A 26,269-nucleotide genomic window follows, 5' to 3' on the forward strand; every position below is an offset into this window, starting at 1 on the left:
AAAATAAGAATTAATTAGCATTAGAACGGATAATTTATTCCAAAATTTAAAACCGAGTGCCCAAAATTGTATTCTTTGAACCAGCGATCTCCAACTTCATACGCTGGATTATAAGTCTTAAAGCCCATATCTAGGCGTATTACAAAAAAACTTAAATCATAACGAATACCAAACCCAGTTCCAAGAGCAAGTTCTTTTAAATCTGCTAAACCGTCAAATCTTGCTTTCTCATCGGTCACATTGTCCATAACATTCCAGATATTGCCTGCATCTGCAAAAAGAGCTCCTTTTACATCACCGAATATTTTAAATCGAAACTCACCACTTAAATGAATCTTCATGTTGGCCTCATTAAAATCATTTACAGAACCAGTCCTTCCGGGACCTAAATCATAAGGTTGCCAAGCCCTGTTATCATTGGAGCCTCCTCCGTAGTAACTTCGTGAAAACGGAATATAATCTGAGTTTCCAAACGGAATCGCGATCCCAAAGAAGCTCCGAACGGCCAATACTTTTTCTTTTCCAAAGTCCCAATGTTTGATAAAATCAAATTCAGCTTTTGCATACTCAGAATACTCCAAATTAAAAATTTCATAACTGCCATTGGCATTTTTTTGTAAATTTCCAACATTTGAAACCAGTGTTAGCAAAGTGCCCGCAGATTCTACTTTTGTTTTAAATAAATAAAAGTTATTGTCGGTCAAATCTTTTTTTGTGGTTTTGCTAAAAGTATAACTTGTAGCCAGAATAAAATCATTTTCAGTCAGACGTCTTCTGCGCTCTTCAATACTTTCTACTTCTTGATAAGCATCATCTGATGGTACTAAAGAAGTGATTCCAGACAAAACATCATTTGTAAATCCTGTTGTACCTTTATTAATGATTAAATTTTTAGTCTCAGCACTATCATAATTAGCGGAATCTATGTTGTAGATTTTTCCGATATCATTTAATGAATTATAGGATGAGCTATAAACGTTGAAGTAATTAGCGGGATTTAGATTTCGAACAAATTGGATGTTCAGTAAATCAAATTTTGCAGTATTAAAACGCTTTGGTGTCCAATTATAAGCAATACCTCCTGTAAAGTTTTCTTTGTCTAAACCGATATTTCTTTGTTTAGAAAAACCTGCGGCAATTGTGGTCGAAGGAATCATTCTTTTTGGAATAATTTTCTCTGTACCGAACGGTAATAATACTCTTGGGAAGTTTAATTTTAAATCAAGACCATATTCTGATACATTAAAAAAGTTATTGTTCGGATTGGCCATATCTTTTGATGAACCAATGTTTACACGGGTTGAAATCTCTAAAGTTTCTGCTCTGTTAAAAATATTTCGAATGGTTTCTGAAATACTGGCCTCGATACCAAAATCCTGAATATTAGAGTGGGTAAAATCTAAACTGGTTCCAAAACTGTATTTTTTTCTTGGAGTTAGGAAAACATTTGCAATCAAAGATTGAGCCGTTGGATCACGTTTGTCTACCTCATACTGAATCGAAGGATAATTAAAAATCTTAAGATTGTTTAAATATCGGGAGGTAAGAGTCGTTTTGTAATCGGCAAAATCAGTTCCTTTCGTTATAAAAATAGCATCTGTAATAGCACGAGGCTTATATTTGAGTTTTTTATAGCTGTATAAATTAAAGTTTTTGTAACTCGTACTGTCACTTATGGGGAGTTTGGCATTGGCAGACGAATAGTCTGTATAAATGTTTACATCGCTGATTTTGTAAAGCTTAAAAGGCTCTGTTCGGTTAGAATCTTTTTCCTGAATGGTATAATTTTTAATAATTAAATTGACATCTGCTTCGTTTTTTTTGCCGATAGTATCAATATCAAAATTGATATAAGTAGGCTGAAAAGTGTAAGCGCCATGATTTCTAAAATACGTGGTAATTCGGTTTTTTTCATCTTCAAAATCAGATGTTTTGTATTGGTTTCCAGATTTTAGAAGAGATGGTTCGGCATTGGTTTTGTGCAACGAGTCTAAGGCAGGACTAAGGATGCTGGTTCTAATAGAATCTAGTTTATAGCCTGGACCTGTTGTAATATTGTATTTTATTTTGGCTCTCTTAAAACCCACGCTATCTACTTCAAAATCTGTCTTTACATTAAAAAAACCGTTATTGAAGTAATAATATTTTAAACGTTGTGCCGATTTTTTTGCTTTGGCTGTATCGATAATAACTGGAGCTTCTCCTGTAGATTTTAAGAACTCGTGAATTCCTTTATACATAAAAGACTGTCCCAATCGATCGACTTGTTTTGCAGATAATAGTTTGGCCTGACGATCATATTTCTCAGGATTGTTTTTAAATTTTGCTTGATAAGTCGAATCTGGATTTAATTTTGCCAAATTATACAAATTGAGGCGTAGCTTATAGCCCAAAAGATTCGCATTAGGCTTTTGATACATCTGATTTGAAGCTTCTTCATCGCCAGATGACTTCCCGTTTACGATAATATCATTTTTGGTAAGAAGGTTTTTTCCGTCGGGAACTCTTTTTACGGCATTACATGCACAAATAAATATTGCTATTAGAATAAATGCTAGTATTTTTGTGAAATTCTTTTTCAAGTGTTCTTAAATATTTAATTCAAAAGTACATTATTTTATGGTTAGTAAAAACCAAATAAAGCTTATCTCAAGTTTACATCAAAAAAAGCAGCGTTTTGCAAATCAATTGTTTTTTGCCGAGGGAGTAAAAGTAATTCAAGAATTGTTGCAATCCAATTTTGAATTAGAGCATTTGTACACCACTCAAGATGATTTCGAACAGGTTCCGCCTTCCAAACGGATGCTTATTAACGATTCAGAACTTAAAAAAATAAGTGCTTTATCAACACCCAATAGTTGTTTGGCTGTGTTCAAAATCCCTGCCGAAAACAACATAATTGACTCAGGACTAATCGTGGCTTTAGACGATATTCGTGATCCCGGAAATTTAGGTACCATTTTGCGACTTTGCGACTGGTTTGGTGTCAAACAAATCATTTGCTCAAAAGAAACAGTTGATATTTACAATCCAAAAGTAGTGCAAGCCACAATGGGTTCTATTGCCAGAGTAAATGTTAATTATGTCGATTTGAAAGACTTTCTGATTCATACAAAAGTGCCTGTTTTTGGGACCTTCATGAATGGGGAAAATATTTATCAAACGGTTTTACCACAAAACGGAATCATTATTATGGGTAATGAAGCCAATGGTATTACCGCCGAAATTGAAAAAATAGTAACCAACCGACTCACAATTCCAAGATTTGGCGATTTGCAAAAAACAGAAAGTCTAAATGTCGCCACTGCCACTGCAATTGTTTTGAGTGAGTTTAAACGAAATAGTTAGGATTTTGTTTTAATGAAAAGTAAAATTTATCAAAATAGCTCTCGATTTCATAGAATCGATATTGCCTGTCCACGGGCTATTTGGGTTTTCTGCCGTTACATTGTCACGAATTAATTCGTCACCTATACCAAAGACACCTCTAATAGAAGGAGAGAAAATAAAGTATTCAGAGAAAAGATCAATACCAAAACCTAGTTCGTAAGCATTTGTCCATGATTTTACTCTAAATTTTTGTTGAAAGTTGTCATCTTTCGATTTAGAATTACTGGATAAATTTAAAGTTGTAGAAAGTCCGCCAACTAAAAAAGGGCGAATGTTTCCGGTACGCAGGGAAGAAAATTTTAATAATAACGGAAAATGAATGTAAGTACTGTTTACTTCTCTGAAGAAGTCGTTTTTAGATTCAAAATTCGGATAATATAAATCTCTTTTGGTATAATACAAACCTGGTTCAAAACGAAGATTTATATATTCTTGCAGTCTTAAATCGGCTACTACACCTACATTAAAGCCTGTTGTTTTTTTTACCTGAATGTCTTCGGTAACCACATCTTTGTAGTCAAATTTAAAATCAAAACTATTAAAACCCAGATAATAGCCAAAGTAAAGGCGTTGTTTTTGCCAGTTTTCAAGGTTAATAATAGGATCTTTGCTAAACATGCTTTTAGCAAATTGCGAATATCCTTGTGTCGTTAAGACTAATAAAAGTAAGACTACTGTTTTTTTCATACTATTTTTTAGAAGCAGAATAAATGGTTGCAACTCCAAAAGTTTGAGGCATGGCCACAACATCTATAAACCCAATTTTTCTCAAAATATTGTTCAACGCTTCACCATAAGGAAAAGCTGCGGCAGATTCAGACAAATAACCGTATGCAGAATTGTCTTTAGAAAACAGTTTTCCAATAATAGGAAGGATGTTTTTGCTGTAAAAACGATATCCTTGTTTATAAGGTGTTTTGTCTGGAACCGAAGTTTCAAGAATCACGAACACTCCGTTGGGTTTTAGTACTCTTAAAATTTCAGAAAAACCTTTTTCCAGATTTTCAAAATTTCGAACTCCAAAACTAACTGTTATTGCATCAAAATAATTATCCTCGAATGGAATTTTTTCAGAATCACCCAAAACCAGATTGATCCTGTTTGTTAGTTTTTTGTCTTCAATTTTTTTCTGTCCTACTTCTAGCATTCCTGCAGAAATATCCAGACCGATAATTTTCTCGGCCTTGGTTTCAGCCATCAAAATCGCCAGGTCACCTGTGCCTGTTGCAATATCAAGGATGTTAGCAGGTTGAGAATCAGAAACGATTTTTAATACTTTTTTGCGCCATTTGATGTCAATACCAAACGAAATTACGCGATTTAAGTTGTCGTAATTTCCTGAGATAGTGTCAAACATTTGAGCAACTTGTTCTTTTTTGCCTAAAGACGAATTTTTATACGGAGTTATTTTATCAGCCATTTTTTTTATTTCAGCAAATATAATACAAACTTATTGAACTGTAATTCAGTTTTTAAAATAGTGAATTAAAGTTTCTAAATAAGTTGTTTGTAGAACTAAAATACTGGCAATGTAGAATTTATTCTATAAAATGATTTTTAAAAATCACTAAATATTGGTATTGTGGGAGGTTTATATATTGACCACATTTGTAATGTAAAAATGTTGATATTTTTTCAATGATAGTTAGAGATACAATGACCCAAATCAAATGGTTGCTGTTTGCGTTGGTGATTTCATTTGTTCTTGTAAGCAGTTTTGAAAGTGTTGTCTTTGAGAATGGCACTGAGTTAAAAACGCAAAATACGTTCTTAGGATTAAATTTGTTTTTGGAAATTTTAATTTTCTTTTCCTTTAGTACCTTCGTGGTATTTGGTATTAAAGGGTTTTTTGAGAGATACTCTCAAAAAACTTCAAATGTTATCACCATCATTAGTGGTGTGTTTTTAATGTTTGTAATTTTTATTTTATGTTATCAAATACTGTTTCAAGAATAGGTCATTGTTCTACATCATTGAAAAAAAAACATCCTCTTTCGGGGATGTTTTTTATTTATCTCCTAATGTAAGTCTCATATGTATAATCATAAAGATGTTTGTCATCTTTAAAATTCGGTTCAGATTCGACTAATAGCCAATCTTCGTCATTAATCACCGGAAAAAAAGTATCGGCATCAAATTCATGATGAACACGTGTTATTTCTATGATGTCTGTATAAGTCATTCCTAAATTATAAATTTCACCACCTCCAATTATATAGGAGTCTTCGTTTTCGGGGCAGAGTGCAATTGCTTTTTCCAGACTGTCCACTACAATACATCCTTCGGGATTATAATTTTTTTGCCTTGTAATAACAATATGAGTTCTGTTGGGTAATGGTTTGGGAAAGCTTTCAAAAGTTTTTCTTCCCATTATGATATGATGATGGCTTGTTAGTTCTTTAAAACGTTTAAAATCATTTGATAAATGCCAAACAAGTTCGTTGTTCTTTCCAAGCGCATTATTTGTGGCAACAGCCGCTATCATTATAATCATTTTGTTTAAAACTAAAGTTTATTTTTCAGTAATATCATTTGTTTTAGACTCTAATTGAGCAATTCTTTTTTGCTGTAGACCAACAAGTCTGTCAATTTGTTCTTTTTCCCAGTTTTTATTCATAAAACGATCTGTAATATAAACTTTTATAAAGTGTAGAATAAAAATAAAGAGCCAAATTGAAATTCCCCAGATGCACCAATTTTGATTTATACCATTTCCGAAGTCAAAAAATCGATTGGCAACAAATAAAAACAAACCGCCCAGAAGAAAAAGCACAAAATGAAAATAAAGGCCTTTTTTCTGCTTAATTCTTTTTCTGGCATATTCGTATAGGTCGTATGTTTCTTTTTCCATATCTTAAAAGTTGAGATGATAAAGTTAGGATTTATTTTGAAATTTCAACAGTTTAAAATGTAGAATATTTATTACGAAACGGGTTTCGGATTTTGATTCTTAAATTTATAGTATTCTAAATTAGTAATATGGCTAAAAAAGAATGCCATTTTTGATATTATCTTAAATCGTCTGTTACGGCATCATTTTCTCGAAAGAATTTACGTACTTTGTATTATATTAAACTAAAAAACAAATAGTTATGTCTTTAAAGAAGCAATTTATAAAAACAAAACCAGTTTGCAAAGTAACTTTTGCAGTTGAAGCGAAAGATGCAAATTCTGCCGCTGTTGTGGGAGATTTTAATAATTGGAATCCCGAAGAAGGAACTTTGAGTAAGTTGAAAAATGGAACATTTAAAGCTACTTATGATTTGGTTAAAGATGCCATTTATGAATTTAAATATATAATTGATGGCACATATATTAATGATCCCGAAGCAGATTCATACAAATGGAATGATTTTGCAGGAAGTGAAAATAGTGTTGTTGTAGTATAAAAAAAACCGCTCAAGCGGATTTTTTTATACTGCAACACTTCCTTTTATGCCTGCGTGTGGCTCGTAATCTAAAAGTGTAAAATCGTTGTAGTCAAAATCAAATATGTTTTTAATCTCAGGATTTAAAATCATTTTTGGCAATGGTTTTGGATCGCGGGTCAATTGCAACTCCAATTGTTCAAAGTGATTATTGTAAATGTGCGCATCTCCAAAGGTGTGAATAAACTCTCCAACGCCCAGATCGCAAACTTGTGCAATCATCATCGTCAAAAGTGCATAAGAAGCAATATTAAAAGGAACCCCTAAAAATATGTCTGCACTTCGTTGATACAATTGGCAGGAAAGTTTTCCTTTTGTTTCTCCTTTTTCGAGGTCAGGGCTACTTACATAAAATTGAAAAAAAGCATGACATGGAGGCAAAGCCGCTTTATTATTGGCTACATTTTCTTCAAACGATTTTTTATTGTCTGGCAAAACCGAAGGATTCCAGGCAGAAACCAACATTCTTCTACTATTAGGATTTGTTTTTAATTCTGTAATCAATTCAGAAATTTGGTCAATTTCTTCACTGTTCCAATTGCGCCATTGGTGTCCGTAAACAGGCCCCAGGTTTCCGTTAGAATCAGCCCAGGCATCCCAAATCTTTACGCCATTTTCCTGAAGATACTGAATATTTGTGTCGCCTTTTAAGAACCAAAGCAATTCGTAAATAATAGATTTTAAATGTAATTTTTTGGTGGTCACCATCGGGAAACCTTCATTCAAATTAAACCGCATTTGGTAACCAAAAACACTTTTTGTTCCTGTTCCCGTTCTATCTCCTTTTTGACAACCGTTTTCTAAAACATGTTGCACTAAGTCTAAATATTGTTTCATAGTTGTTTATTCGGTTACTCGTTTGATTGTTTAATCGATTAACCGAATAAACAAATTCACGATTAAACAATAAGAATTATCTTTTTGAGATTTCGTCTCTAATTTTGGCAGCTTTTTCGTAATCTTCTTGCGATACAGCCTGATCCAGAAGTTCGTTTAGCTCTTGTAGAGAATGCTTGGCGTACACATCACCCGACTGATTTGTTTCTTCTTCCTGTCCGAAAGTTTCAGGATTAGAGAGTACATCGTCAATTTCCTGAGCGCCCTGATCGGTCTCAGCAGTATTTGATTTTAAATAAATACCTGCCTTGTCTAAAATGTTTTTATAGGTAAAAATAGGTGCGTTAAAACGCAGCGCCAATGCGATCGCATCAGAAGTTCTGGCGTCTATAATTTCCTCAATTTTGTCTCTTTCGCAGATTAAACTCGAATAAAAAACACCATCGACCAATTTGTGTATAATGACCTGTTTGACCACAATATCAAATCGCTCGGCAAAGTTCTTGAACAAATCGTGCGTTAATGGGCGAGGAGGTTTTATTTCTTTTTCTAATGCGATAGCAATCGATTGTGCCTCAAATGCACCAATGACAATGGGTAATTTTCTTTCGCCATCAACTTCGTTCAAAATTAGAGCATACGCGCCATTTTGAGTTTGGCTGTATGATATTCCTTTTATGGATAATTTTACTAGACTCATATATGTGGGTAAAAAAGGGCAATTATTGCCTCATTTTAATACTTTTTTGGATTAAAAAATAAAGGTGCAATTTTAATCAAAATTTATCGAACAAAAAAGCTACCTAAAGCAAAGATACGATTATCTTGTTTTTAGGTAGCTATATTTTTATAGAGAATTTTAAATTAAGAATGTTGCGCTTTAAAAGCTTTCATTTTCTCAATTAATTTTGGTACAATTTCAAATGCATCACCTACGATTCCGTAATCAGCAACTTTAAAGAAAGGCGCTTCAGCATCGCTGTTGATTACTACTTTTACTTTAGATGAGTTGATTCCTGCGATATGCTGGATAGCTCCAGAGATTCCAATAGCAATGTAAAGGTTGGTTGCAACTGGTTTTCCTGTCTGACCCACGTGTTCGCTATGAGGTCTCCATCCTAAATCTGAAACGGGTTTAGAACAAGCAGTCGCTGCACCAAGTACAGAAGCAAGTTCTTCGATCAGTCCCCAGTTTTCAGGACCTTTTAGTCCGCGGCCACCCGAAACCACGATATCGGCATCGGCGATAGATACTTTTCCGCTACCTTTTTCTACAGATTCTACTTTTACGCCAAAATCATTGTCACCAGTAGTTGGGTTAAAATCTTCTTCAGTAGCAGATCCTGCACTTTCAAAAATTCCATAAGAGTTTTTAGCAAGGCCAAGAACTTTTACATCTGTGCTGATTTCAGTAATATTAAAAGCTTTGTTTGAGAAAGCATTTCTTTTTACCTGAAAAGGAGAAGTGCTTACTGGTAATCCTACCACATTTGAAGCAAAACCAGCTTCTAAGGCTACTGCCACTAACGAAGAAAGGTAAATACTGTCTGTTGTAGAAGAAAGCAAAACTAATTTTGTGCCTTCTTTTTGAGCAGCTTGTTTGATCACATCGGCGTAAGCCTTAGCGGTAAAACCAGCTAATTTATCGTTGTTTACTTTTAGAACTTTATCAACTCCGTATTTAGACAATTCGCTTACATCGCTAATGTTTACGGTCAATGCGGTAACAGTTGTTCCTAATGTTTCGGCTACTTTTTTAGCGTATGAAGCCAATTCAAAAGCCACTTTTTTAAATTTTCCTTCTGCAGATTCTGCATATATTAATATTGACATAATAATTTTGGATTTTAGATTTTAGATTTCAGATTTTTTAAAATTGAAATCTAAAATGATTATTGATTTTAGATTTTGAAGTGAATCAAATGTTGAATTTTTAGATTTCGTGTTGCAATCAGCAATTTAAAATCTAAACTCTACAATCTTAAATCACTTTCGCTTCGTTGTGTAATAAATTTACTAACTCATCTAAATTATCAGCTGAAACCAATTTTACTGCTGATTTAGGAGCTGGTTTTTCAAATTTTACTGCCTTTGTGTTTACTGCAGCGTCTACTGGTTCCAGAATAGTTAACGCTTTTGTTCTTGCGGTCATAATTCCTCTCATGTTCGGGATGCGTAAATCTTTTTCCTCAACAAGACCTTTTTGACCTCCGATAATTAAAGGTAAAGTAGTAGCTACAGTTTCTTTTCCACCATCGATTTCGCGAACAGCTTTTACATTATTTCCATCAACTGTTAGCGATGTACAAGAGTTTAAGAAGTTAGAACCTAAAATTCCAGCGATCATTCCAGGAACCATTCCACCATTATAATCCAGAGATTCTTTTCCAGCAATTACCAGGTCGTAACCGCCATTTTTGATAACTTCTGCCAATTGTTTAGCAACAAAAAAACCATCGGTTGGAGTAGCATTTACACGAATTGCTTCGTTTGCGCCAATAGCCAATGCTTTACGTAAAGTAGGCTCAGTGTCCGGGCCTCCAACATTTACTACAGTTACGGTAGCACCTTGTTGTTCTTGAAACCAAATTGCTCTTGTTAGACCAAATTCATCATTAGGATTAATCACATATTGTACGCCATTAGTATCAAACTCTGAATCACCGTTGGTAAAGTTAATTTTTGAAGTGGTATCAGGTACATGACTGATGCAAACTAATATTTTCATAAGTATATCTATTTTTATATTTCTAAAAATTCATTATCACAAATTTAGAATTAAAATTGGAATAATATACTATGCATGCATAATATTTTTTAAAAACTATTACGTTTTCGAAGATTGCTTATTTTTGAAGACTTTTTACAGCAAAACGAAAACAAAATTTGATCATTAGCTATAATTTTTGCCAATTTTGTTGTGTCTCATGTTATAAAAACTGTTAAACTTTAAGGTGATTCATACTGCTTTTTCAAATATTACGTTCTTAGGAAATAATTTTGTTGCTTCAGAATTAAAAGAAAAGTGATAAGTTGGTCTGAAAAATGTAGTTTATTGAACGAATAGTCTTTATTACATCGATTTCGTAAATACTACAATAAATTTTTAAAAGTTAAAACCTAAATACGAGGATCATGTTGATGTGATTTTAAACTCAATTTATGCTTTTAAGTTATTTAAAATATTTATTTTTGCTTTCAGAAAATTCAACATACAATATAAATATGAGAACAATACAATTTAGAGAGGCCATTTGCGAAGCGATGAGCGAAGAAATGCGTCACGATGAATCCATATATTTAATGGGCGAAGAAGTTGCAGAATACAACGGAGCTTACAAGGCTTCAAAAGGAATGCTTGCTGAATTTGGCGAAAAAAGAGTAATCGATACTCCAATTGCTGAGCTTGGTTTTACAGGAATTGCAGTAGGATCAGCGATGAACGGCTGTCGTCCTATTGTAGAATACATGACATTCAACTTCTGTTTAGTTGGTATTGATCAAATTATAAATAATGCTGCTAAAATGCGTCAAATGACGGGAGGACAGTTTAATGTACCGATCGTTTTTCGTGGACCAACTGCTTCTGCAGGGCAATTAGGAGCAACGCACTCACAAGCTTTAGAAAACTGGTTTGCCAACACACCGGGTCTTAAAGTAGTAGTTCCTTCTACACCTTATGATGCAAAAGGGCTTTTAAAAGCAGCTATTCGTGATAATGATCCTGTAATTTTTATGGAATCTGAGCAAATGTACGGTGATAAAGGTGAAGTTCCAGACGGAGAATATACAATTCCACTTGGAGTTGCAGATGTAAAACGTGAAGGAACAGATGTTACAATCGTATCATTTGGTAAAATCATCAAAGAAGCTTTTATTGCAGCAGATGAATTGGCCAAAGAAGGAATTTCATGCGAAATTATCGATTTAAGAACCGTTCGTCCTATGGATAACGAAGCCATCCTAAAATCGGTTAAAAAAACAAATCGTTTGGTAATTTTAGAAGAAGCGTGGCCATTTGCAAGTATTTCTTCAGAAATCACATATATCGTTCAAGAACAGGCTTTTGACTTTCTTGATGCGCCAATTCAACGTATTACAACTGCCGATACACCAGCGCCTTACTCTCCTGTTTTGCTAAAGGATTGGTTGCCAAATGCAGCCGATGTGGTAAAAGCAGTAAAGAAAGTAATGTACAAATAGTAAATTAAACAATACTCATAAAACTTCATCAGTCATATTAATTGATGAAGTTTTTTTTTGGAGATCATGAAAAAAATAATTGTAGTAAGTCTATTTTTTGTATTTGCATTTGCAAATAGTATTATTGCACAAACTAAAGTGAGTGGCGTTGTTCTGGACAAATCAAACCAGCCAATTCCTTTTGCAAATGTGGTTTTTAAAGGCTCGAATACAGGAATAGTTTCTAATGAGGATGGACGTTTTTACCTCGAATCTCCTAATAATTATACGGCCTTATTAGTAAGTTCTGCTGGATTTTCAGATAAAGAAGTTAGTTTGGAAAAAGCAGTAAATTATGAATTTAAAATTGTTTTAAGCGAACCTGAAGCGCTAAATGAAGTCGTGATTTTTACCGGGAAAACATCCAAAAAAAATAATCCTGCATTGGATATTTTGAGAAAAATTTGGGAAAGAAAACGTAAAAATGGCTTGTATATTTTCAATCAATATCAGATGAAAAAGTACGAGAAAGTCGAGTTTGATATGAATACGATTGACAGTGCTTTTATGAAAAGTAAACTCTTTAAAGGAATGGAGTTTATATTTAATCATGTTGATACTTCAGATGTAACAGGAAAAACTTATTTACCAATATTTATAAGTGAATCACTGTACGATGTTTACGGTGATAATAAATTAAAAAAGACAAAAGAGAACATGCAGGCCAATAAAACGTCAGGGTTTAATGGCAATCAGCAGGTTTTGGCTTTTGTAAAAGATTTATATTCTGATTATAATATTTATGACAATCACCTAAAGTTTTTTGATAAAAGCTTTACCAGTCCGCTTTCAAGAACCGGGATTGATGTATACAATTATGTACTGAAAGACAGTGCTTATATCGATAAAAAATGGTGTTATAATATTGTATTTTATCCGAGACGCAAAAACGAATTGACTTTTAAAGGAGATTTTTGGGTAAATGACACCACTTTTGCGATCAAAAAAATAAATATGGGCGTTACTAAAAGTGCCAATATCAACTGGGTAAAAGATATCTATATCGAGCAGGAATTTGAGGTGACCAATGATTCTGTTTTTCTGCTAACCCGTGATTACATGATGTCTGATTTTGCTTTAAATAAAAAAGAAAAATCAAAAGGAGTGTATGGAAAACGAACCACTTTATTTAAGGATCATAAGTTTAATATTCAAAAGCCAGAAAGTTTTTATAAACAGGAAGTCAATTATATAGACAACGAAGTTTATGCCAAAACCGATGAATTTTGGGAGGAAAACCGTTTTGAAAACCTAAATAAAGACGAAAAAGGTATTTATAAAATGCTCGATACGCTGCAAAATGTCAAGCGTTTTAAGCAATTGTACAGCGTGGCCTCTATTTTAGGAAGCGGATATGTTGAGTTTAATAAATTTGATTTTGGGCCAATATTTTCAACTTTTGGTTACAACGAAGTCGAAGGACTACGATTGCGATTAGGAGGAAGAACCTATTTTGGACGAAACGACCCTTGGCGTTTGCAAGGATATACGGCCTACGGATTTGATGATAATAAATTTAAGTACGGAATTTCAGGAAAATGGATGGTCGACAAGAAAAACCGACTCATCATTTCTGGAGGAAATAGGCGTGATATCGAGCAAATTGGAGCAAGTTTAACAACCACCAATGATGTTTTGGGCAGAAGTTTTGCTTCTTCTGCATTATTTACAACTGGAAGCAACGGAAAATTAACCAATATTAATTTGACCAATGTGGCCATAGAAATGGAGCCTATGAAAAACTTTAATGTGCTGGTAGGACTCTCTTACAGGACATTAGAATCGGCTTCAAGTGTATTTAGTTTAGATTATTATACGACTTTGCCAACGGCTCAAAATCCTTCGGGAGTAGTCAAAAGCGATGTAAAACAATCAGAAGCAAATATTCAATTTGAATACACACCAAAACGCAAAACAATTGGCTACGGAGTAGAAAGAACCGATGTTGACAGCCCGTACAGTCGCTTTTTTGTTAATTTTAGTTATGGTTTAAAAGGTGTTTTAGACAGTGATTTTGCCTATGAAAAAGTTCAATTGTTCTACAAACAACCAATTATTATAGGGCCTTTAGGAAGATCTAATGTTATTATTGAAACAGGAAAAACTTTCGGAACAATTCCGTTAGGTCTGATGAGTGTGATTCCGGGTAACCAAACCTATTTTACGATAGAAAATACTTTTAGTAATCTAAATTTCTACGAATTTATCACAGATCAATATACCACTTTTCAATGGAATCACGATTTTGGAGGTAGATTATTTTCCAGAATTCCGCTCATGCGAAAATTGAATTGGCGAGAATATGTGGGAGTAAGAGGAGTTTACGGAACTATCTCTGATGAAAATCGTGCCATCAACGCATCGACGCAGCCGTATGTTGCTCCCGAAAATGTGTACTGGGAGTACAATGTAGGAATAGGAAATATCTTCAAAGTATTCAGAATCGATTTTTCTTGGAGAGGTAGTTACCTAAATACGCCTGAGGCTAATAAATTTGCGATAAAAGGATCTTTCGGATTCTATTTCTAATAAATTAATATGTCAGGTTAAGCGAAATAAAAGCCTATTTAAATCTCGCAAAGATGCCAAGTTGTAAATCTTCTGCTTCTTTGCGAGATTTTTAATTAATTTTAGAAGCTAATCCCGCTATCCGTTCCAATCTTTTTCGTCCTTCCCGATAGCTATCGGGAAGGACGAAAAAGGATTTCCACTGCTATCGGGGCTAAAAAACTCTCAGGTATGCAAGAAGCAATCGATTATCTAACATCCAAAAATCCGATATTTCTAGAGATAATCAAAAAATATGGATTACCTCAAATTCCCAAACGCCCACAAGGTTTTGAAACTTTGGTACTGCTAATATTAGAGCAGCAAGTCTCTGTAGATTCGGCGAAAGCTACTTTTCTAAAAATCAAATCACATACCGTTTGCAATCCGGAAACTTTATCCATTTTACCCGATGAAGAATTTAGAATTTTGGGAGTCAGCCGGCAGAAAACACAATACATCAAAATTTTAGCGGAAGCGATTTTAAGCAAAAAACTCGATATAGAAAGTTTGGCTGTAAAATCGGCAGAAGAAGTTCGCAAAGAGCTCATACAGCTCAAAGGAATCGGAAATTGGACGATCGACATTTACTTAATGTTTTGTCTTCAGGAGCCCGATTTGATTCCGCTTGGCGATATTGCGGTCGTCAATACGATCAAAGAATTGCTGGATATTCACGACAAAAAAGAGATGGAAATTCATGCGCAGCAATGGAGTCCGCACCGCTCTTATGCAACCTATTTGCTTTGGCATTATTACCTTAGCAAACGAAATCGAAAAATAACGTATTAAGTAGCTGTTTTTAAAAGAAAAGTGCACAGATTAATGTGGTTTTTTATTGTAAAAAAGGATTCTTTAGTTACTTTTGCAATCGAAATTATAGATATAATAAAAAAAGAAAATGACTGCAGACAAACTAAAGACTTTCGATGTGTTGATCGAAATACCAAGAGGAAGTAGAAATAAATACGAGTACGATTTTGAGATTAAAAGAATGCGTTTTGATAGAATGTTGTTCTCGTCAATGATGTACCCAGCAGATTACGGATTTATTCCAGAAACTTTGGCTCTTGATGGTGATCCTCTGGATGTATTGGTTTTGGTAAACGAGCCAACTTTCCCTGGATGTGTTATGGAAGTAAAACCAATTGGTGTTTTTCACATGGCAGATGATAAAGGACCAGACGAAAAAATTATTTGTGTACCAGTTTCAGATCCAATCTGGAATTCATTAAACGATCTTTCAGATATTAACGGACACTTATTGAAAGAAATCGAACATTTCTTCCAGGTTTACAAAGATCTTGAGAACAAAAAAGTAGATGTAGAAGGTTGGGGAGACGTAAACGAAGCTTTTGCAATTATTGCAGAATGCACAAAGCGTTTTGATGATATAGAAAACAAACCGGCAGGATTATTTAGTATTAAATAATTTTTGCCCTACTAATTTATAAAAAAAGCAATATTCCGTTAGGAGTATTGCTTTTTTGTTTAAATTCGTTTAGTTAGTTTATTGACTATTAACCAAAACCATTAAAACATTATGAATGCATTTATGATTTATTTGCCAATTGTCATGGCAATTATTGGGTTACTTTTCATGGGAATAAAAAGGAGTTGGGTGTTGAAACAAGACGCAGGAGACGGTAAGATGAAAGAGATTTCAGATTACATTTATGAAGGCGCACTCGCATTTTTAAAGGCTGAATACAAATTATTGACGATTTTTGTAATTATTGCCAGTATAGCTTTGGCGGGAATCACTTTTATTCCGGGTGTCAAAACACATTTATTAATAGTTGTTGCCTTCATTTTTGGGGCATTATTTTCGGCTTATGCAGGGAATATCGGTATGAAAATTGCGACCAAAACAAACGTTAGAACTACTCAGGCCGCCCGTACAAGTTTGCCACAAGCATTAAAAGTATCTTTTGGCGGAGGAACCGTAATGGGGCTTGGTGTTGCAGGTTTAGCTGTTTTGGGTTTGACAGGATTTTTTATCATTTTCTTTCAGCTCCTCTCCGGTGGTGTCTGGAAAGATACAGAAACGATGACTATTGTACTGGAAACCTTAGCAGGATTTTCGCTTGGTGCTGAGTCTATCGCTTTGTTTGCCAGAGTAGGTGGCGGAATTTACACAAAAGCGGCCGATGTTGGTGCCGATTTAGTAGGCAAGGTAGAAGCCGGGATCCCCGAAGACGATCCTCGTAATCCCGCTACAATTGCTGATAACGTTGGTGATAATGTGGGTGATGTGGCTGGTATGGGCGCCGATTTGTTTGGTTCGTATGTAGCAACTGTTTTAGCGGCGATGGTCCTCGGGAATTACGTTATCAAAGATATGGGAGGAAATATTCAGGATGCTTTTGGCGGAATAGGGCCTATTTTATTACCGATGGCAATTGCTGGTTTCGGAATTATATTTTCGATTATCGGGACTATGTTAGTAAAGATATCAGATGATAATGCCAAAGAAGCACAAGTGCAAAAAGCATTGAATATAGGAAACTGGGTATCTATTGTTTTAACTGCAGTTGCATGTTTTTTTCTCGTACAATATATGTTGCCAGAAATCATGCAAATGAGCTTTTTTGGAGAAGGTGCTAAAGATATCTCATCAATGCGTGTTTTTTATGCGACTTTAGTGGGTCTGGTTGTGGGAGGAGCTATTTCATCCGTAACCGAATATTATACAGGTTTGGGCACAAAACCCGTTATGGCAATTGTGCAAAAATCTTCAACAGGAGCAGGAACAAACGTTATTGCTGGTTTGGCAACAGGAATGATTTCGACTTTTCCAACAGTTTTATTGTTTGCCGCTGCCATCTGGATCTCGTATGCTTTGGCTGGATTTTATGGTGTTGCTTTAGCAGCATCAGCTATGATGGCAACTACAGCCATGCAATTGGCAATTGATGCTTTTGGACCCATCTCTGACAACGCAGGAGGTATTGCCGAAATGAGCGAATTGCCAAAAGAAGTGCGCACCAGAACCGATATTCTGGATTCTGTAGGAAATACAACTGCAGCAACCGGAAAAGGCTTTGCTATCGCATCTGCAGCATTAACGTCATTGGCTTTGTTTGCAGCTTATGTTACTTTTACAGGAATTGACGGAATCAATATTTTTAAAGCCCCAGTTCTAGCAATGTTATTCGTGGGCGGAATGATTCCGGTAGTTTTTTCAGCTTTAGCGATGAATTCTGTTGGGAAAGCAGCTATGGATATGGTATATGAAGTACGTCGTCAGTTTAAGGAAATTCCAGGAATTATGGAAGGGACAGGAAAACCTGAATACGGAAAATGTGTCGAAATTTCTACTAAAGCCGCTTTACGCGAAATGATGTTACCCGGAATTTTGACCATTGGTTTCCCTATTGCTATTGTGCTTTTAGGAAAATTAGTGTATTCTGATAACAATCAATTAATAGCCGAAATGTTGGGTGGTTATATGGCTGGAGTTACTGTTTCCGGAGTATTGTGGGCAGTTTTCCAAAACAATGCGGGAGGCGCTTGGGACAATGCCAAAAAATCATTTGAAGCAGGAGTAATGATCAACGGACAAATGACTTACAAAGGTTCTGATGCACACAAAGCTGCTGTAACTGGTGATACTGTTGGAGATCCTTTCAAGGATACTTCTGGGCCATCAATGAATATTTTGATTAAACTTACCTGTTTGATAGGTTTGGTAATTGCGCCTATTTTAGGAGAAGGGCATTCGGCTACAGCAATGACTCAAAAAAGTGCCTGTTGTGCCAAAATGGAAATGCATGCTAGTATTGGTTCTAAATGTGGAGATTTGTCTACTATGACCAAAGAAGAATGTGTTCTAATGTGCAAAGAAAAAGGTTGCACACCAGAAGAAACGGCAAAATGTATAGCCAATTATGATGCTAACGGAAAATACATCCATCAAAAAACAGATTGTTTTGACACTAGTAAATACAATAAAAATACAGTAAAAGTTAGTTTGTCTACTACAAATGGTGTAACTGTGGGAACGGTAACAAAAACAGCCAACGGAAAGACAACGACTGAGGTTTTTGAAGGCACAGAAGAAGAAGTAAAAGCAAAAATAGAAGCTGCAAAATAGTGCAGTGATCTATAATTTAGATAAATAAAAAATGTCTCTAGGTATGTTAGAGACATTTTTATTTCTTATCTGTTAATGTTAAAACAATCCGTTTAGTTCGGCATCAATTCTATTAATGATATTTCCTAAATCTTCAGGATTATCAACAAAATTAATATTGTCTACATCAATTATTAGTAATTTTCCTTTAGTGTAAGTCTGTACCCAAGCTTCGTATCGCTCATTCAGGCGACTCAAATATTCTATAGAAATAGAGTTCTCGTATTCGCGTCCGCGTTTGTGAATTTGTCCCACGAGATTAGGGATAGAACTCCTCAAATAAATCAATAAATCTGGAGCTTTTACCAGCGATTCCATCAATTCAAAAAGCGAAGTGTAGTTCTCAAAATCACGGCTCGTCATCAATCCCATTGAGTATAAGTTGGGAGCAAAAATATGCGCATCTTCGTAGATCGTTCTGTCTTGAACAATTTTTTTTCCGCTTTCGCGAATTTGTAACACCTGACGGAAACGACTATTAAGGAAATAAATTTGTAAATTAAACGACCAACGTTCCATTTGGTGGTAAAAATCATCTAAATACGGATTATCCACCACATCTTCATAATGGGGTTCCCATTTAAAATGTTTAGCTAATAATTTGGTCAAAGTGGTCTTTCCTGCGCCTATATTTCCTGCTATTGCTATGTGCATTACGGTATTACGATTTTATAATTTGTAATTTCTTTGGGTGTAAAAATAGATAAAATTTGGTCTTTGTAACGGAATTTTGTAAACGTTTTTTCTGAAATTTTAATTTCTGAAACCGCTTCCGAATTTACGTCTCTATTATCTTTCAAATACAATAAATTAGCCTTGCTAAACAGAAATTGATTTGAGTTTAAAAGAGCAACTTCATCAAAACGGGGAATCTTTCCTAATGTTGTGGTTTTTCCGAAAATAGTACAGGAGAACCAATTATTTTTTTCATCAATCCAGTAAAAAGTATTAAAATCGGTCTGATAATATTTAATGTTTTCTGCAAATGGTGTAGAAACCGTTTTGTATTCGTTTTTCAAATAATCAAACAGACCAATTTGCTGGTTTAGAGAATTATAAACCCACAGTTGATTTTGTGAGGACATCCCAACCGCTGTTGCGACAATGGGTTCTGTATTTTGAGAAAAATTAATTCGAGAAGTCTCATTCAGTTGATTATCAAGTAAAATAACGGTATTAAAATCTTCATAAAATAAAACTATTTTTAAGGGATTTTGCAAATCGACTTTTGTGATTTTTCCTAAAGAAACATTTTTGTATTCAAAAATTTCGGTTTCTTTTATTTTGCTAAAAACATTATTTTTTATCTGATAATAATAGCCAAAAGAATCATAACCAAGAAATTCTTCGCCATTAAATGCGAGTTGCGAAAAAGAAGTAGGAGTTAGGTTTTGAGCAACAACTATTGAAAATGAAAAACTACTAAAAAAAAGGAAAATGAAGGTTTTAGATAGCATCCGATTTATGAAATTTGAGATTGATAAAGAGCCAAATTACAAAAAAACAGGATTAGTAATGGCTTAAATTATTTTTTAGTTGAGAAAATTCATTTTATTGATAAATAGTTGCAAAAGACTTATTTTGGTCTATAGTTTGACCAGATTCATCTATTTAATTTTTAATGTTGTGAAATTAATAATACATTTGAGTGTAGGTTTTATCCGATTTCAAAAAAAACAAAATTATAAAAATGAAAAAGACACTATTTTATATGCTTTTGATGCTGGTTTTTGTAAAAGTACAAGCTCAAAAAGACTTTCAGGGAATGGCCGTTTACGAGTCAAAAACTCAGGCTCCAAAAATGGATGGTTTGCGAGCGGGCAATCGTGATATTACGCCGGAAATGCAAAAAACCATGGAAGAGCGAATGAAGACAATGTTGGAAAAAACATTTGTTTTAAATTTTGATAAATCTACTTCTACATACAAAGAAGAGGAAAAATTAGATGCTCCAGGGCAGCAAAATGGAGGAATGCGCATTATGATGAACTCATTTATGGGCGGTGGAGGCACTTTTTATAAAGATGTAAAAACCAAAAAATATACAGTCGATAAGGAATTTATGGGCAAAGAGTTTTTGGTTATTGATTCGTTACCGAAATTCAACTGGAAATTAGAGTCAGAAACCAAGCAAATTGGTGGTTATAATTGCTACAAGGCTACGGCAGTTCGAGAAGCAAGTAAAACTGATTTTAGAAATTTCAGGCCAAAAAATCAGGACAATAAAAAGGACGATGCCAAAAAAACAACTACTGAAAAGACAACCAATTTTGAAGATAGTTTTGAGATTCCAAAAGAAATTGTAATCACGGCTTGGTACTCGCCTGAAATTCCAATTAATCAAGGGCCAGAAAACTATTGGGGATTGCCAGGTTTGATTTTGGAAATAAACGACGGAAAAACCGTTATTTTATGTTCTAAAATTGTCTTGAATGCCAAAGATAAAGTCGTGATAAAAGCACCTGCAAAAGGAAAAGAAGTGACACAGAAAGAATATGACGAAACCGTTATTAAAAAAATGGAAGAGTTTAGAGAAATGAATCGCGGACGTGGTGCAAATGGTGGGCCACCAATGATTAGACAATAACTTTTTAGCACTTCAATTTTAGATTTTTTTAATGAAAAATACATTTTTATTCCTAGTTTTTTTAATTAACTCTTTTTCGTTTTCTCAAAGTATTCGTTTTGACGGATTTATTCAGGACGAGCAAAAAAATCCCTTAGAAATGGCCAATATTATGGCCGTAAACAATGCGACAAAAGCAATGGATTCTTACGGCATCACCAATGATAAAGGTAAATTCCAGTTGATACTAAAGCCTAATACTGCCTATTCTATTAAGATTAGTTACCTGGGAATGAAGTCGAAAGAACTTGCGATTACCACTCAGGCGGTAAATCTGTCGCAAACAATCGTAATGGATGATGCCGGAATCGAGCTCGAAGGTGTAGAAATTGTGCGCGAAATGCCAGTTTCAATCAAAGGAGACACGATTGTGTACAATGCAGATTCTTTTAAATCTGGAACCGAAAGGAAGTTGGAAGATGTTCTGAAAAAATTACCGGGAGTTGAGGTAAACGCTGATGGAGAAATAGAAGTTGAGGGTAAAAAAGTAAGCAAATTGATGGTAGAAGGGAAAGACTTTTTTGATGGTGATACCAAACTAGGAGTCAAAAATATTCCTGCCGATGCAATTGATAAAATACAAGTTTTAAGAAATTATAATGAAGTAGGAGCATTGAAAGGTCTGGAAAATGACCAAGAGAATGTGGCGATGAATATCAAACTAAAAGAGGGGAAAAAGAATTTTTGGTTTGGTGATATGACCGCAGGAACAGGTGTTGGAGAACTTGATAGTCGGTATATTATCAATCCAAAATTGTTTTATTACAGCCCAAAATACAGTATTAACCTGATTACTAATTTTAATAATATTGGGGAATTGCCACTTACAGCTCAGGACTATTTTAAGTTTACGGGTGGTTTTAAAAATTTGATGAAAAAAGGCGGAAGTAACTTTAATATTTCTTCTAATGATATTGGTATTTCACTTTTAAGAAACAATCGCGCCAAGGAAATTGAAACCAAATTTGGCGCTACGAATTTTGCCTATTCGGTAACAAAAAACTGGAATCTTAGTGGTTTTGGAATTCTTTCATACTCCAAAACAGATCTGGAAACCAAATCTCAAACTACGATTTTAGATTCTGGTAATCAGCAAAAAAGAGACGAATTAGCACATCAAAAAAACAACTTGGGACTTTTTAAATTAAGTTCTAGTTACAAGCCAAATGCCAAACTTCAATTTGACTACGACGTTTTGACTAAACTGACAAAGCAAGACGAAGAGACGAGTTTGTTGCGAGAATCGGTAGTGGGAAACTTGACTTCTGCAGAGAATATTTTTACCAAAAAGAAGCAAGATCCGACCTCGATAAATCAGAATTTGAGTTTGTATTATACGCAAAGTGATAAAAATATTTTTGCTTTTGAAATGCAGCATTTGTATCAGGACGAAAATCCTTTTTACAATGCCAATTTGCAGTCGCAACCTTTTCTTTTGTCAGGTTATATTCCGGGACAAAACCGAAATGATTTGAATCAGGATCGCTTTGTAAAGACGAATAAACTCGATGCAAAATTAGATTATTACTACATGGTTACGCCAAAAAGCAATATCAATATTACGGTAGGAAATACCTATTCGTATCAAAATTTTAATTCGCATATTTTTCAAATTTTGGATAATGGGGATCAAAACGATTTAAATGATTCAGAAAATAATAATCAGGTAAATTATCGATTTGATGATGCTTTTTTAGGCTTTCATTATAAAATACTTTCTGGAAAATTTACTTTAACGCCTGGTTTTAGTGTGCATTCTTATGCCATGACCAACACTCAGTTGGGTACAGATTATTCGCAAAATTTTACAAAGATTTTACCGGACTTTTTTGCGTTATATCAAATAAAAAAAGCCGAAACTTTGACGTATAATTTCTCGCTATCCAACGATTTTACAGATGTCAATCAGTTGGCTGGGGGATATGTGTTGTCTGATTACAGTAGCTTATTCAGAGGGAATCGTTTCTTAGAAAATGCAACTTCGCAAGTACATTCGTTGCGTTATTTTAAGTACAATATGTTTAATTTTGAGAATATTTTTGCTTTTGCTACTTACACAAAAAAAGTAGATGCCATCAAAACGATAGCTAAATTTAATGGTATTAATCAGTCCTCAGAGCCCTATAATTCAAATTTGGCAGATGAAACTTTCACAGGGGTGGGAAGTTATGGGCGCTCTTTTTTAAAAAATTATAAAGCTTCTTTTAGCGCTAATTTCAATTGGTCTAAATTTAATAATATTCAGAATGACGAGCTCGCTACGACCGAAAGTTTTAGCCAGAATTATACATTAAAAGCGTCAACAAATTTCAAAAACATGTCTAATATTGAGTTGGGATATAATGCTTTAATCAATAAATATAGCGGTTCAACTTATTATACAGACAAACCCTTTGTGCGTTTGGATTATTATTTTTTGGATAGTTTTTCTTTTGTTTCTGAATACGAATTTTATCATTATTACAGGACTGACAAATCGGTTGACAATGAGTACGATTTTTTGAGTGCTAGCTTGATATATCAAAAGAAAGACAGTAAATGGGAGTACAAAGTGTCGGCTACCAATTTATTAAACACGACGTATCTTAATGATGACAGCTTCTCGCAGTTTTCAACAAGAGTTTCGCAATACACGGTTCAGCCTCGTTATATTATCTTTTCTATGAAATATAATTTATAAGATTTTATGTGCGAAAGCATTACTTTTTGTGTTGGTTTCTAGCAAGAATAAAATATCTTTGTTTCATAATTAACCGCCAATCCTATCACCATGAAAAATGTAATGTGGAGTTTATGTGCCTTTGTATGTGTCGCTTTTACTTCTTATTCCCAAACAAAATCTATAGAAAAAGGAACCTACCTTTCTACGAATAAAGGACAAAAAATTAAACTGAATTTGCTTGATAATGACAAGTACGAGTTGGTGTTTTATTCAGGAGACTACGAAGTAAAGGGTGATTCATTATTGTTTAAAAAACCAGATAAACTGGCAGATGTTTTTGATTTGGAATATTCAAAAGAGAAAAACATAAAATCAAAAAAGGTAAAAGTTAAGTTTTTAGATGCTTATAATTCTTTTTACTTAGGAACCCAAAGTGGCGCTCAGGATGTAGTATATCAAAAGATTAAAATTGATTATGATTCTAATCCAAGCCAAACAGATGTTGAGGTTGAAATCGATCAACCCGATTTTATGTATTTAGTTTACGAGGGTTATGATGGCAAAAGTAGCGTTTGTAAATATGCATTGCCAAAAGAGATCAATCAGGTTGTGGTAAAATATTCGCCGGATGTTATGGGCGATCTAAATATTAGCGGTTATTTTGATCCAAAAACAAATGAATTAATACTTGGAGATAAATTAGGCAAGAATCCTCTAGTTTTTCAATCTGAAAAAAATGCCATTGTTGCTGGTTCTAATTCGAAAATCACACCAGTAGAGTCTTTGATTATTCCCTATTTTACATATCCGGGCAAAGAGCCTTTATTGACCGAGGATATTGTGATAGGAGAACCCGTAGATACTACAGCAGCAGATGGAGATTGGAAGGTAGATCCGCCAATGGCTGATTCTGAATTGCCAAAAGTTGACTTTAAATTTAAAGTAGAAAATAACTTAAAAGATGCAATTGCAACGACTCAAAAGGCACCTAATAAATTTTTGATAGTTTATAAGGATAGTAAAAATCCTTCGGCAAAAGCAGATTTTGATGCTTTTATAAAGGACCAGCAAATTACAGTGGGCTATTATTTTTATGATGCTTATAAACCTGAATTTGATCGTTTTAATTTTTATCTCACTTCTAAAAGTGATGATAAGTGGTTAAAAAACAATAAAATAGAAGGTGATCCTGCTATTGTCGTTCTAGACAATGATGGTACTGTGCTGGCAACTGCCCAATCTGGACTTATAGACAAAAGTTACCAGCTGAATTATTATGATCCTTTGTGCAAAAATCTGGAAAAAGCCCAAGCTTTTTATACTTTTAAAAAGCTTATTTCGAGTAAAAAACCGAATGATGATAACTTAATTTTGGCATTCAATAAAATAGCGGGACTTGACGTGCCTTACGATTACGATCCTTATTATACAGATCAAAACCCTAAAGAATTTAAAATTGATTATCCAAAATTTGATAAAAAGCAAATTGATCAAACATGGAATAGTTTAATTGTTTCCCATCAAAAAGATGCAAAACCGAATATGTATCTTGTCGAAACGATCTTAAGAGAAATTAAAAACGTAGGTTTTACAAAGCAGTTTTTTAATGAAGAAAAAACACTAAATGACACAGATTTTCTTGCAATTGATTATGTCATAAAACATGCCGACGCAATTGAGACAGAAAGAGCAACATTTAATGCTACAGAAAATGAAGTGCATTTAATCGGGAATATAAGTTCTGAGATTCCTAATGCATTGTCTCAGAGTAATTATTTGAGTATTGATGGCGGAGCCGCAAAAGGAAATTTCAGTGAAGAAAAAGTAATTTCAGTTTACAAAAAACTCATTTCCAGTGGTAAAGGAAACTACGATTCGTATAAATATTATTTTGATTATTTAAAATCGACATCTCCATCGGGTGACATTGATGCTCGTTATTTAAAAGAGTTTGATTCTTTTTTTAATACTTATTTGTCGCCTGAGAAATCAAATGCATTAGAACAACTAGATAAAATGTACGATAGTGTAGAAGAAAGTTCTGAAGGATATTATGGTGGCTGGAAGGCTTTTAAAGAGTATTGTTCTAATGCCTGTAACGATGCTGCATGGTCTGTAGTAAAAAATTCTGAAAACGTAGACTTTCTTAAAAATGCGATTACATGGTCAGAATATAGTTTGATTATCAGTAAAAATAATGCGTACTATTTAGACACTCTGGCACAGTTGTATTACAAAGAGGGTCAAAAAGAAAAAGCCATTGCAACTCAAAAACAAGCAGTAAAATATTCGACAAAAATCGAAGAAGAAACAGCAGCAGAATTAAAAGAAGTCTTAAATAAAATGCAAAACGGAACGTACTAAGAGATCTGAGAAAGTAAATACAAAACCCGATAAGTGTA

The 26,269-nt window shown here is 34.1% G+C and carries 22 protein-coding genes; 11 read left to right on the forward strand and 11 right to left on the reverse strand.

What is annotated here, in order from left to right; all coding sequences use genetic code 11:
* Positions 1–20: 20 nt before the first annotated feature.
* Entirely contained in the window at positions 21–2,582 is a 2,562-nt protein-coding gene (tamL, locus tag LNP22_RS07150; RefSeq protein WP_229975947.1) for a translocation and assembly module lipoprotein TamL, read from the reverse strand.
* Positions 2,583–2,619: 37 nt separating this feature from the next.
* On the opposite strand from tamL, the gene LNP22_RS07155 reads away from it, so the two are divergent.
* The gene (locus LNP22_RS07155) at positions 2,620–3,348 is read left to right on the forward strand and encodes a TrmH family RNA methyltransferase (RefSeq protein ID WP_210667068.1); all 729 of its coding nucleotides are present in this window, start codon (positions 2,620–2,622) and stop codon (positions 3,346–3,348) included.
* Between the two features lie 9 nt (positions 3,349–3,357).
* On the opposite strand, the gene porT is transcribed toward LNP22_RS07155, so the two are convergent.
* Positions 3,358–4,077 carry a type IX secretion/gliding motility protein PorT/SprT gene (gene porT / locus LNP22_RS07160; RefSeq protein WP_210667067.1) on the reverse strand — a complete coding sequence of 240 codons (720 nt, stop codon included), beginning with the start codon at positions 4,075–4,077 and terminating at the stop codon, positions 3,358–3,360.
* 1 nt (position 4,078) lies between these two features.
* On the reverse strand, positions 4,079–4,810 hold the full coding sequence (gene ubiE, locus LNP22_RS07165; RefSeq protein WP_229975948.1) for a bifunctional demethylmenaquinone methyltransferase/2-methoxy-6-polyprenyl-1,4-benzoquinol methylase UbiE: 732 nt from the start codon (positions 4,808–4,810) through the stop codon (positions 4,079–4,081).
* 218 nt (positions 4,811–5,028) lie between these two features.
* Here ubiE and LNP22_RS07170 point away from each other — a divergent pair, with 218 nt between their 5' ends.
* Complete coding sequence (locus tag LNP22_RS07170; protein ID WP_229975949.1) at positions 5,029–5,346, forward strand: hypothetical protein; 318 nt, start codon at positions 5,029–5,031, stop codon at positions 5,344–5,346.
* A 55-nt stretch (positions 5,347–5,401) separates the two neighbouring features.
* On the opposite strand, the gene LNP22_RS07175 is transcribed toward LNP22_RS07170, so the two are convergent.
* Together LNP22_RS07175 and LNP22_RS07180 are read right to left on the reverse strand one after the other, a co-directional pair.
* Complete coding sequence (locus tag LNP22_RS07175; RefSeq protein ID WP_229975950.1) at positions 5,402–5,884, reverse strand: dihydrofolate reductase; 483 nt, start codon at positions 5,882–5,884, stop codon at positions 5,402–5,404.
* Positions 5,885–5,902: 18 nt separating this feature from the next.
* A complete protein-coding gene (locus LNP22_RS07180; protein WP_210667064.1) occupies positions 5,903–6,241 on the reverse strand; it encodes a 2TM domain-containing protein in 339 nt (112 codons plus the stop codon).
* A gap of 241 nt (positions 6,242–6,482) precedes the next feature.
* Between LNP22_RS07180 and LNP22_RS07185 the strand changes: the two genes are divergently transcribed.
* Entirely contained in the window at positions 6,483–6,779 is a 297-nt protein-coding gene (locus tag LNP22_RS07185; RefSeq protein WP_210667063.1) for an isoamylase early set domain-containing protein, read from the forward strand.
* A gap of 24 nt (positions 6,780–6,803) precedes the next feature.
* On the opposite strand, the gene LNP22_RS07190 is transcribed toward LNP22_RS07185, so the two are convergent.
* From LNP22_RS07190 to LNP22_RS07205, 4 genes are all read right to left on the reverse strand, one after another.
* Positions 6,804–7,655 (reverse strand): thymidylate synthase, encoded by an 852-nt coding sequence (locus LNP22_RS07190; RefSeq protein WP_229975951.1) that lies wholly within the window; start codon positions 7,653–7,655, stop codon positions 6,804–6,806.
* A gap of 76 nt (positions 7,656–7,731) precedes the next feature.
* Positions 7,732–8,355: a bifunctional nuclease family protein gene (locus tag LNP22_RS07195; RefSeq protein WP_210667061.1), complete on the reverse strand. Its 624-nt coding sequence runs from the start codon at positions 8,353–8,355 to the stop codon at positions 7,732–7,734.
* Between the two features lie 164 nt (positions 8,356–8,519).
* A complete protein-coding gene (locus LNP22_RS07200; RefSeq protein WP_229975952.1) occupies positions 8,520–9,488 on the reverse strand; it encodes an electron transfer flavoprotein subunit alpha/FixB family protein in 969 nt (322 codons plus the stop codon).
* 148 nt (positions 9,489–9,636) lie between these two features.
* Positions 9,637–10,383: an electron transfer flavoprotein subunit beta/FixA family protein gene (locus LNP22_RS07205; protein WP_210667059.1), complete on the reverse strand. Its 747-nt coding sequence runs from the start codon at positions 10,381–10,383 to the stop codon at positions 9,637–9,639.
* 497 nt (positions 10,384–10,880) lie between these two features.
* On the opposite strand from LNP22_RS07205, the gene LNP22_RS07210 reads away from it, so the two are divergent.
* The 5 genes from LNP22_RS07210 (at position 10,881) to LNP22_RS07230 (ending at position 18,540) form a co-directional block, all read left to right on the forward strand.
* Complete coding sequence (locus LNP22_RS07210; RefSeq protein WP_210667058.1) at positions 10,881–11,858, forward strand: pyruvate dehydrogenase complex E1 component subunit beta; 978 nt, start codon at positions 10,881–10,883, stop codon at positions 11,856–11,858.
* Between the two features lie 66 nt (positions 11,859–11,924).
* Positions 11,925–14,426 (forward strand): DUF5686 and carboxypeptidase-like regulatory domain-containing protein, encoded by a 2,502-nt coding sequence (locus tag LNP22_RS07215; protein ID WP_229975953.1) that lies wholly within the window; start codon positions 11,925–11,927, stop codon positions 14,424–14,426.
* Between the two features lie 210 nt (positions 14,427–14,636).
* The gene (locus tag LNP22_RS07220) at positions 14,637–15,236 is read left to right on the forward strand and encodes a DNA-3-methyladenine glycosylase family protein (RefSeq protein WP_229975954.1); all 600 of its coding nucleotides are present in this window, start codon (positions 14,637–14,639) and stop codon (positions 15,234–15,236) included.
* Positions 15,237–15,345: 109 nt separating this feature from the next.
* Positions 15,346–15,876 (forward strand): inorganic diphosphatase, encoded by a 531-nt coding sequence (locus LNP22_RS07225; RefSeq protein ID WP_210667055.1) that lies wholly within the window; start codon positions 15,346–15,348, stop codon positions 15,874–15,876.
* Between the two features lie 111 nt (positions 15,877–15,987).
* Positions 15,988–18,540 carry a sodium-translocating pyrophosphatase gene (locus tag LNP22_RS07230; RefSeq protein ID WP_229975955.1) on the forward strand — a complete coding sequence of 851 codons (2,553 nt, stop codon included), beginning with the start codon at positions 15,988–15,990 and terminating at the stop codon, positions 18,538–18,540.
* 78 nt (positions 18,541–18,618) lie between these two features.
* Here LNP22_RS07230 and LNP22_RS07235 read toward each other — a convergent pair whose 3' ends face one another.
* Together LNP22_RS07235 and LNP22_RS07240 are read right to left on the reverse strand one after the other, a co-directional pair.
* Complete coding sequence (locus LNP22_RS07235) at positions 18,619–19,233, reverse strand: deoxynucleoside kinase (RefSeq protein WP_210667053.1); 615 nt, start codon at positions 19,231–19,233, stop codon at positions 18,619–18,621.
* The gene (locus tag LNP22_RS07240) at positions 19,233–20,036 is read right to left on the reverse strand and encodes a hypothetical protein (protein WP_229975956.1); all 804 of its coding nucleotides are present in this window, start codon (positions 20,034–20,036) and stop codon (positions 19,233–19,235) included. Before LNP22_RS07240 ends, LNP22_RS07235 begins: the two co-directional genes overlap by 1 nt.
* Positions 20,037–20,269: 233 nt before the next feature.
* On the opposite strand from LNP22_RS07240, the gene LNP22_RS07245 reads away from it, so the two are divergent.
* The 3 genes from LNP22_RS07245 to LNP22_RS07255 all read left to right on the forward strand — a co-directional run bounded on the left by LNP22_RS07245 (position 20,270) and on the right by LNP22_RS07255 (position 26,231).
* Positions 20,270–21,166 (forward strand): GLPGLI family protein, encoded by an 897-nt coding sequence (locus LNP22_RS07245; RefSeq protein ID WP_229975957.1) that lies wholly within the window; start codon positions 20,270–20,272, stop codon positions 21,164–21,166.
* 31 nt (positions 21,167–21,197) lie between these two features.
* Positions 21,198–23,885 carry a carboxypeptidase-like regulatory domain-containing protein gene (locus LNP22_RS07250; RefSeq protein ID WP_229975958.1) on the forward strand — a complete coding sequence of 896 codons (2,688 nt, stop codon included), beginning with the start codon at positions 21,198–21,200 and terminating at the stop codon, positions 23,883–23,885.
* Positions 23,886–23,975: 90 nt separating this feature from the next.
* Positions 23,976–26,231: a hypothetical protein gene (locus tag LNP22_RS07255; protein WP_229975959.1), complete on the forward strand. Its 2,256-nt coding sequence runs from the start codon at positions 23,976–23,978 to the stop codon at positions 26,229–26,231.
* Positions 26,232–26,269 lie beyond the last annotated feature (38 nt).

This window comes from Flavobacterium flavipigmentatum (genome assembly GCF_020911905.1).
GTDB classification, from domain to species: domain Bacteria; phylum Bacteroidota; class Bacteroidia; order Flavobacteriales; family Flavobacteriaceae; genus Flavobacterium; species Flavobacterium flavipigmentatum.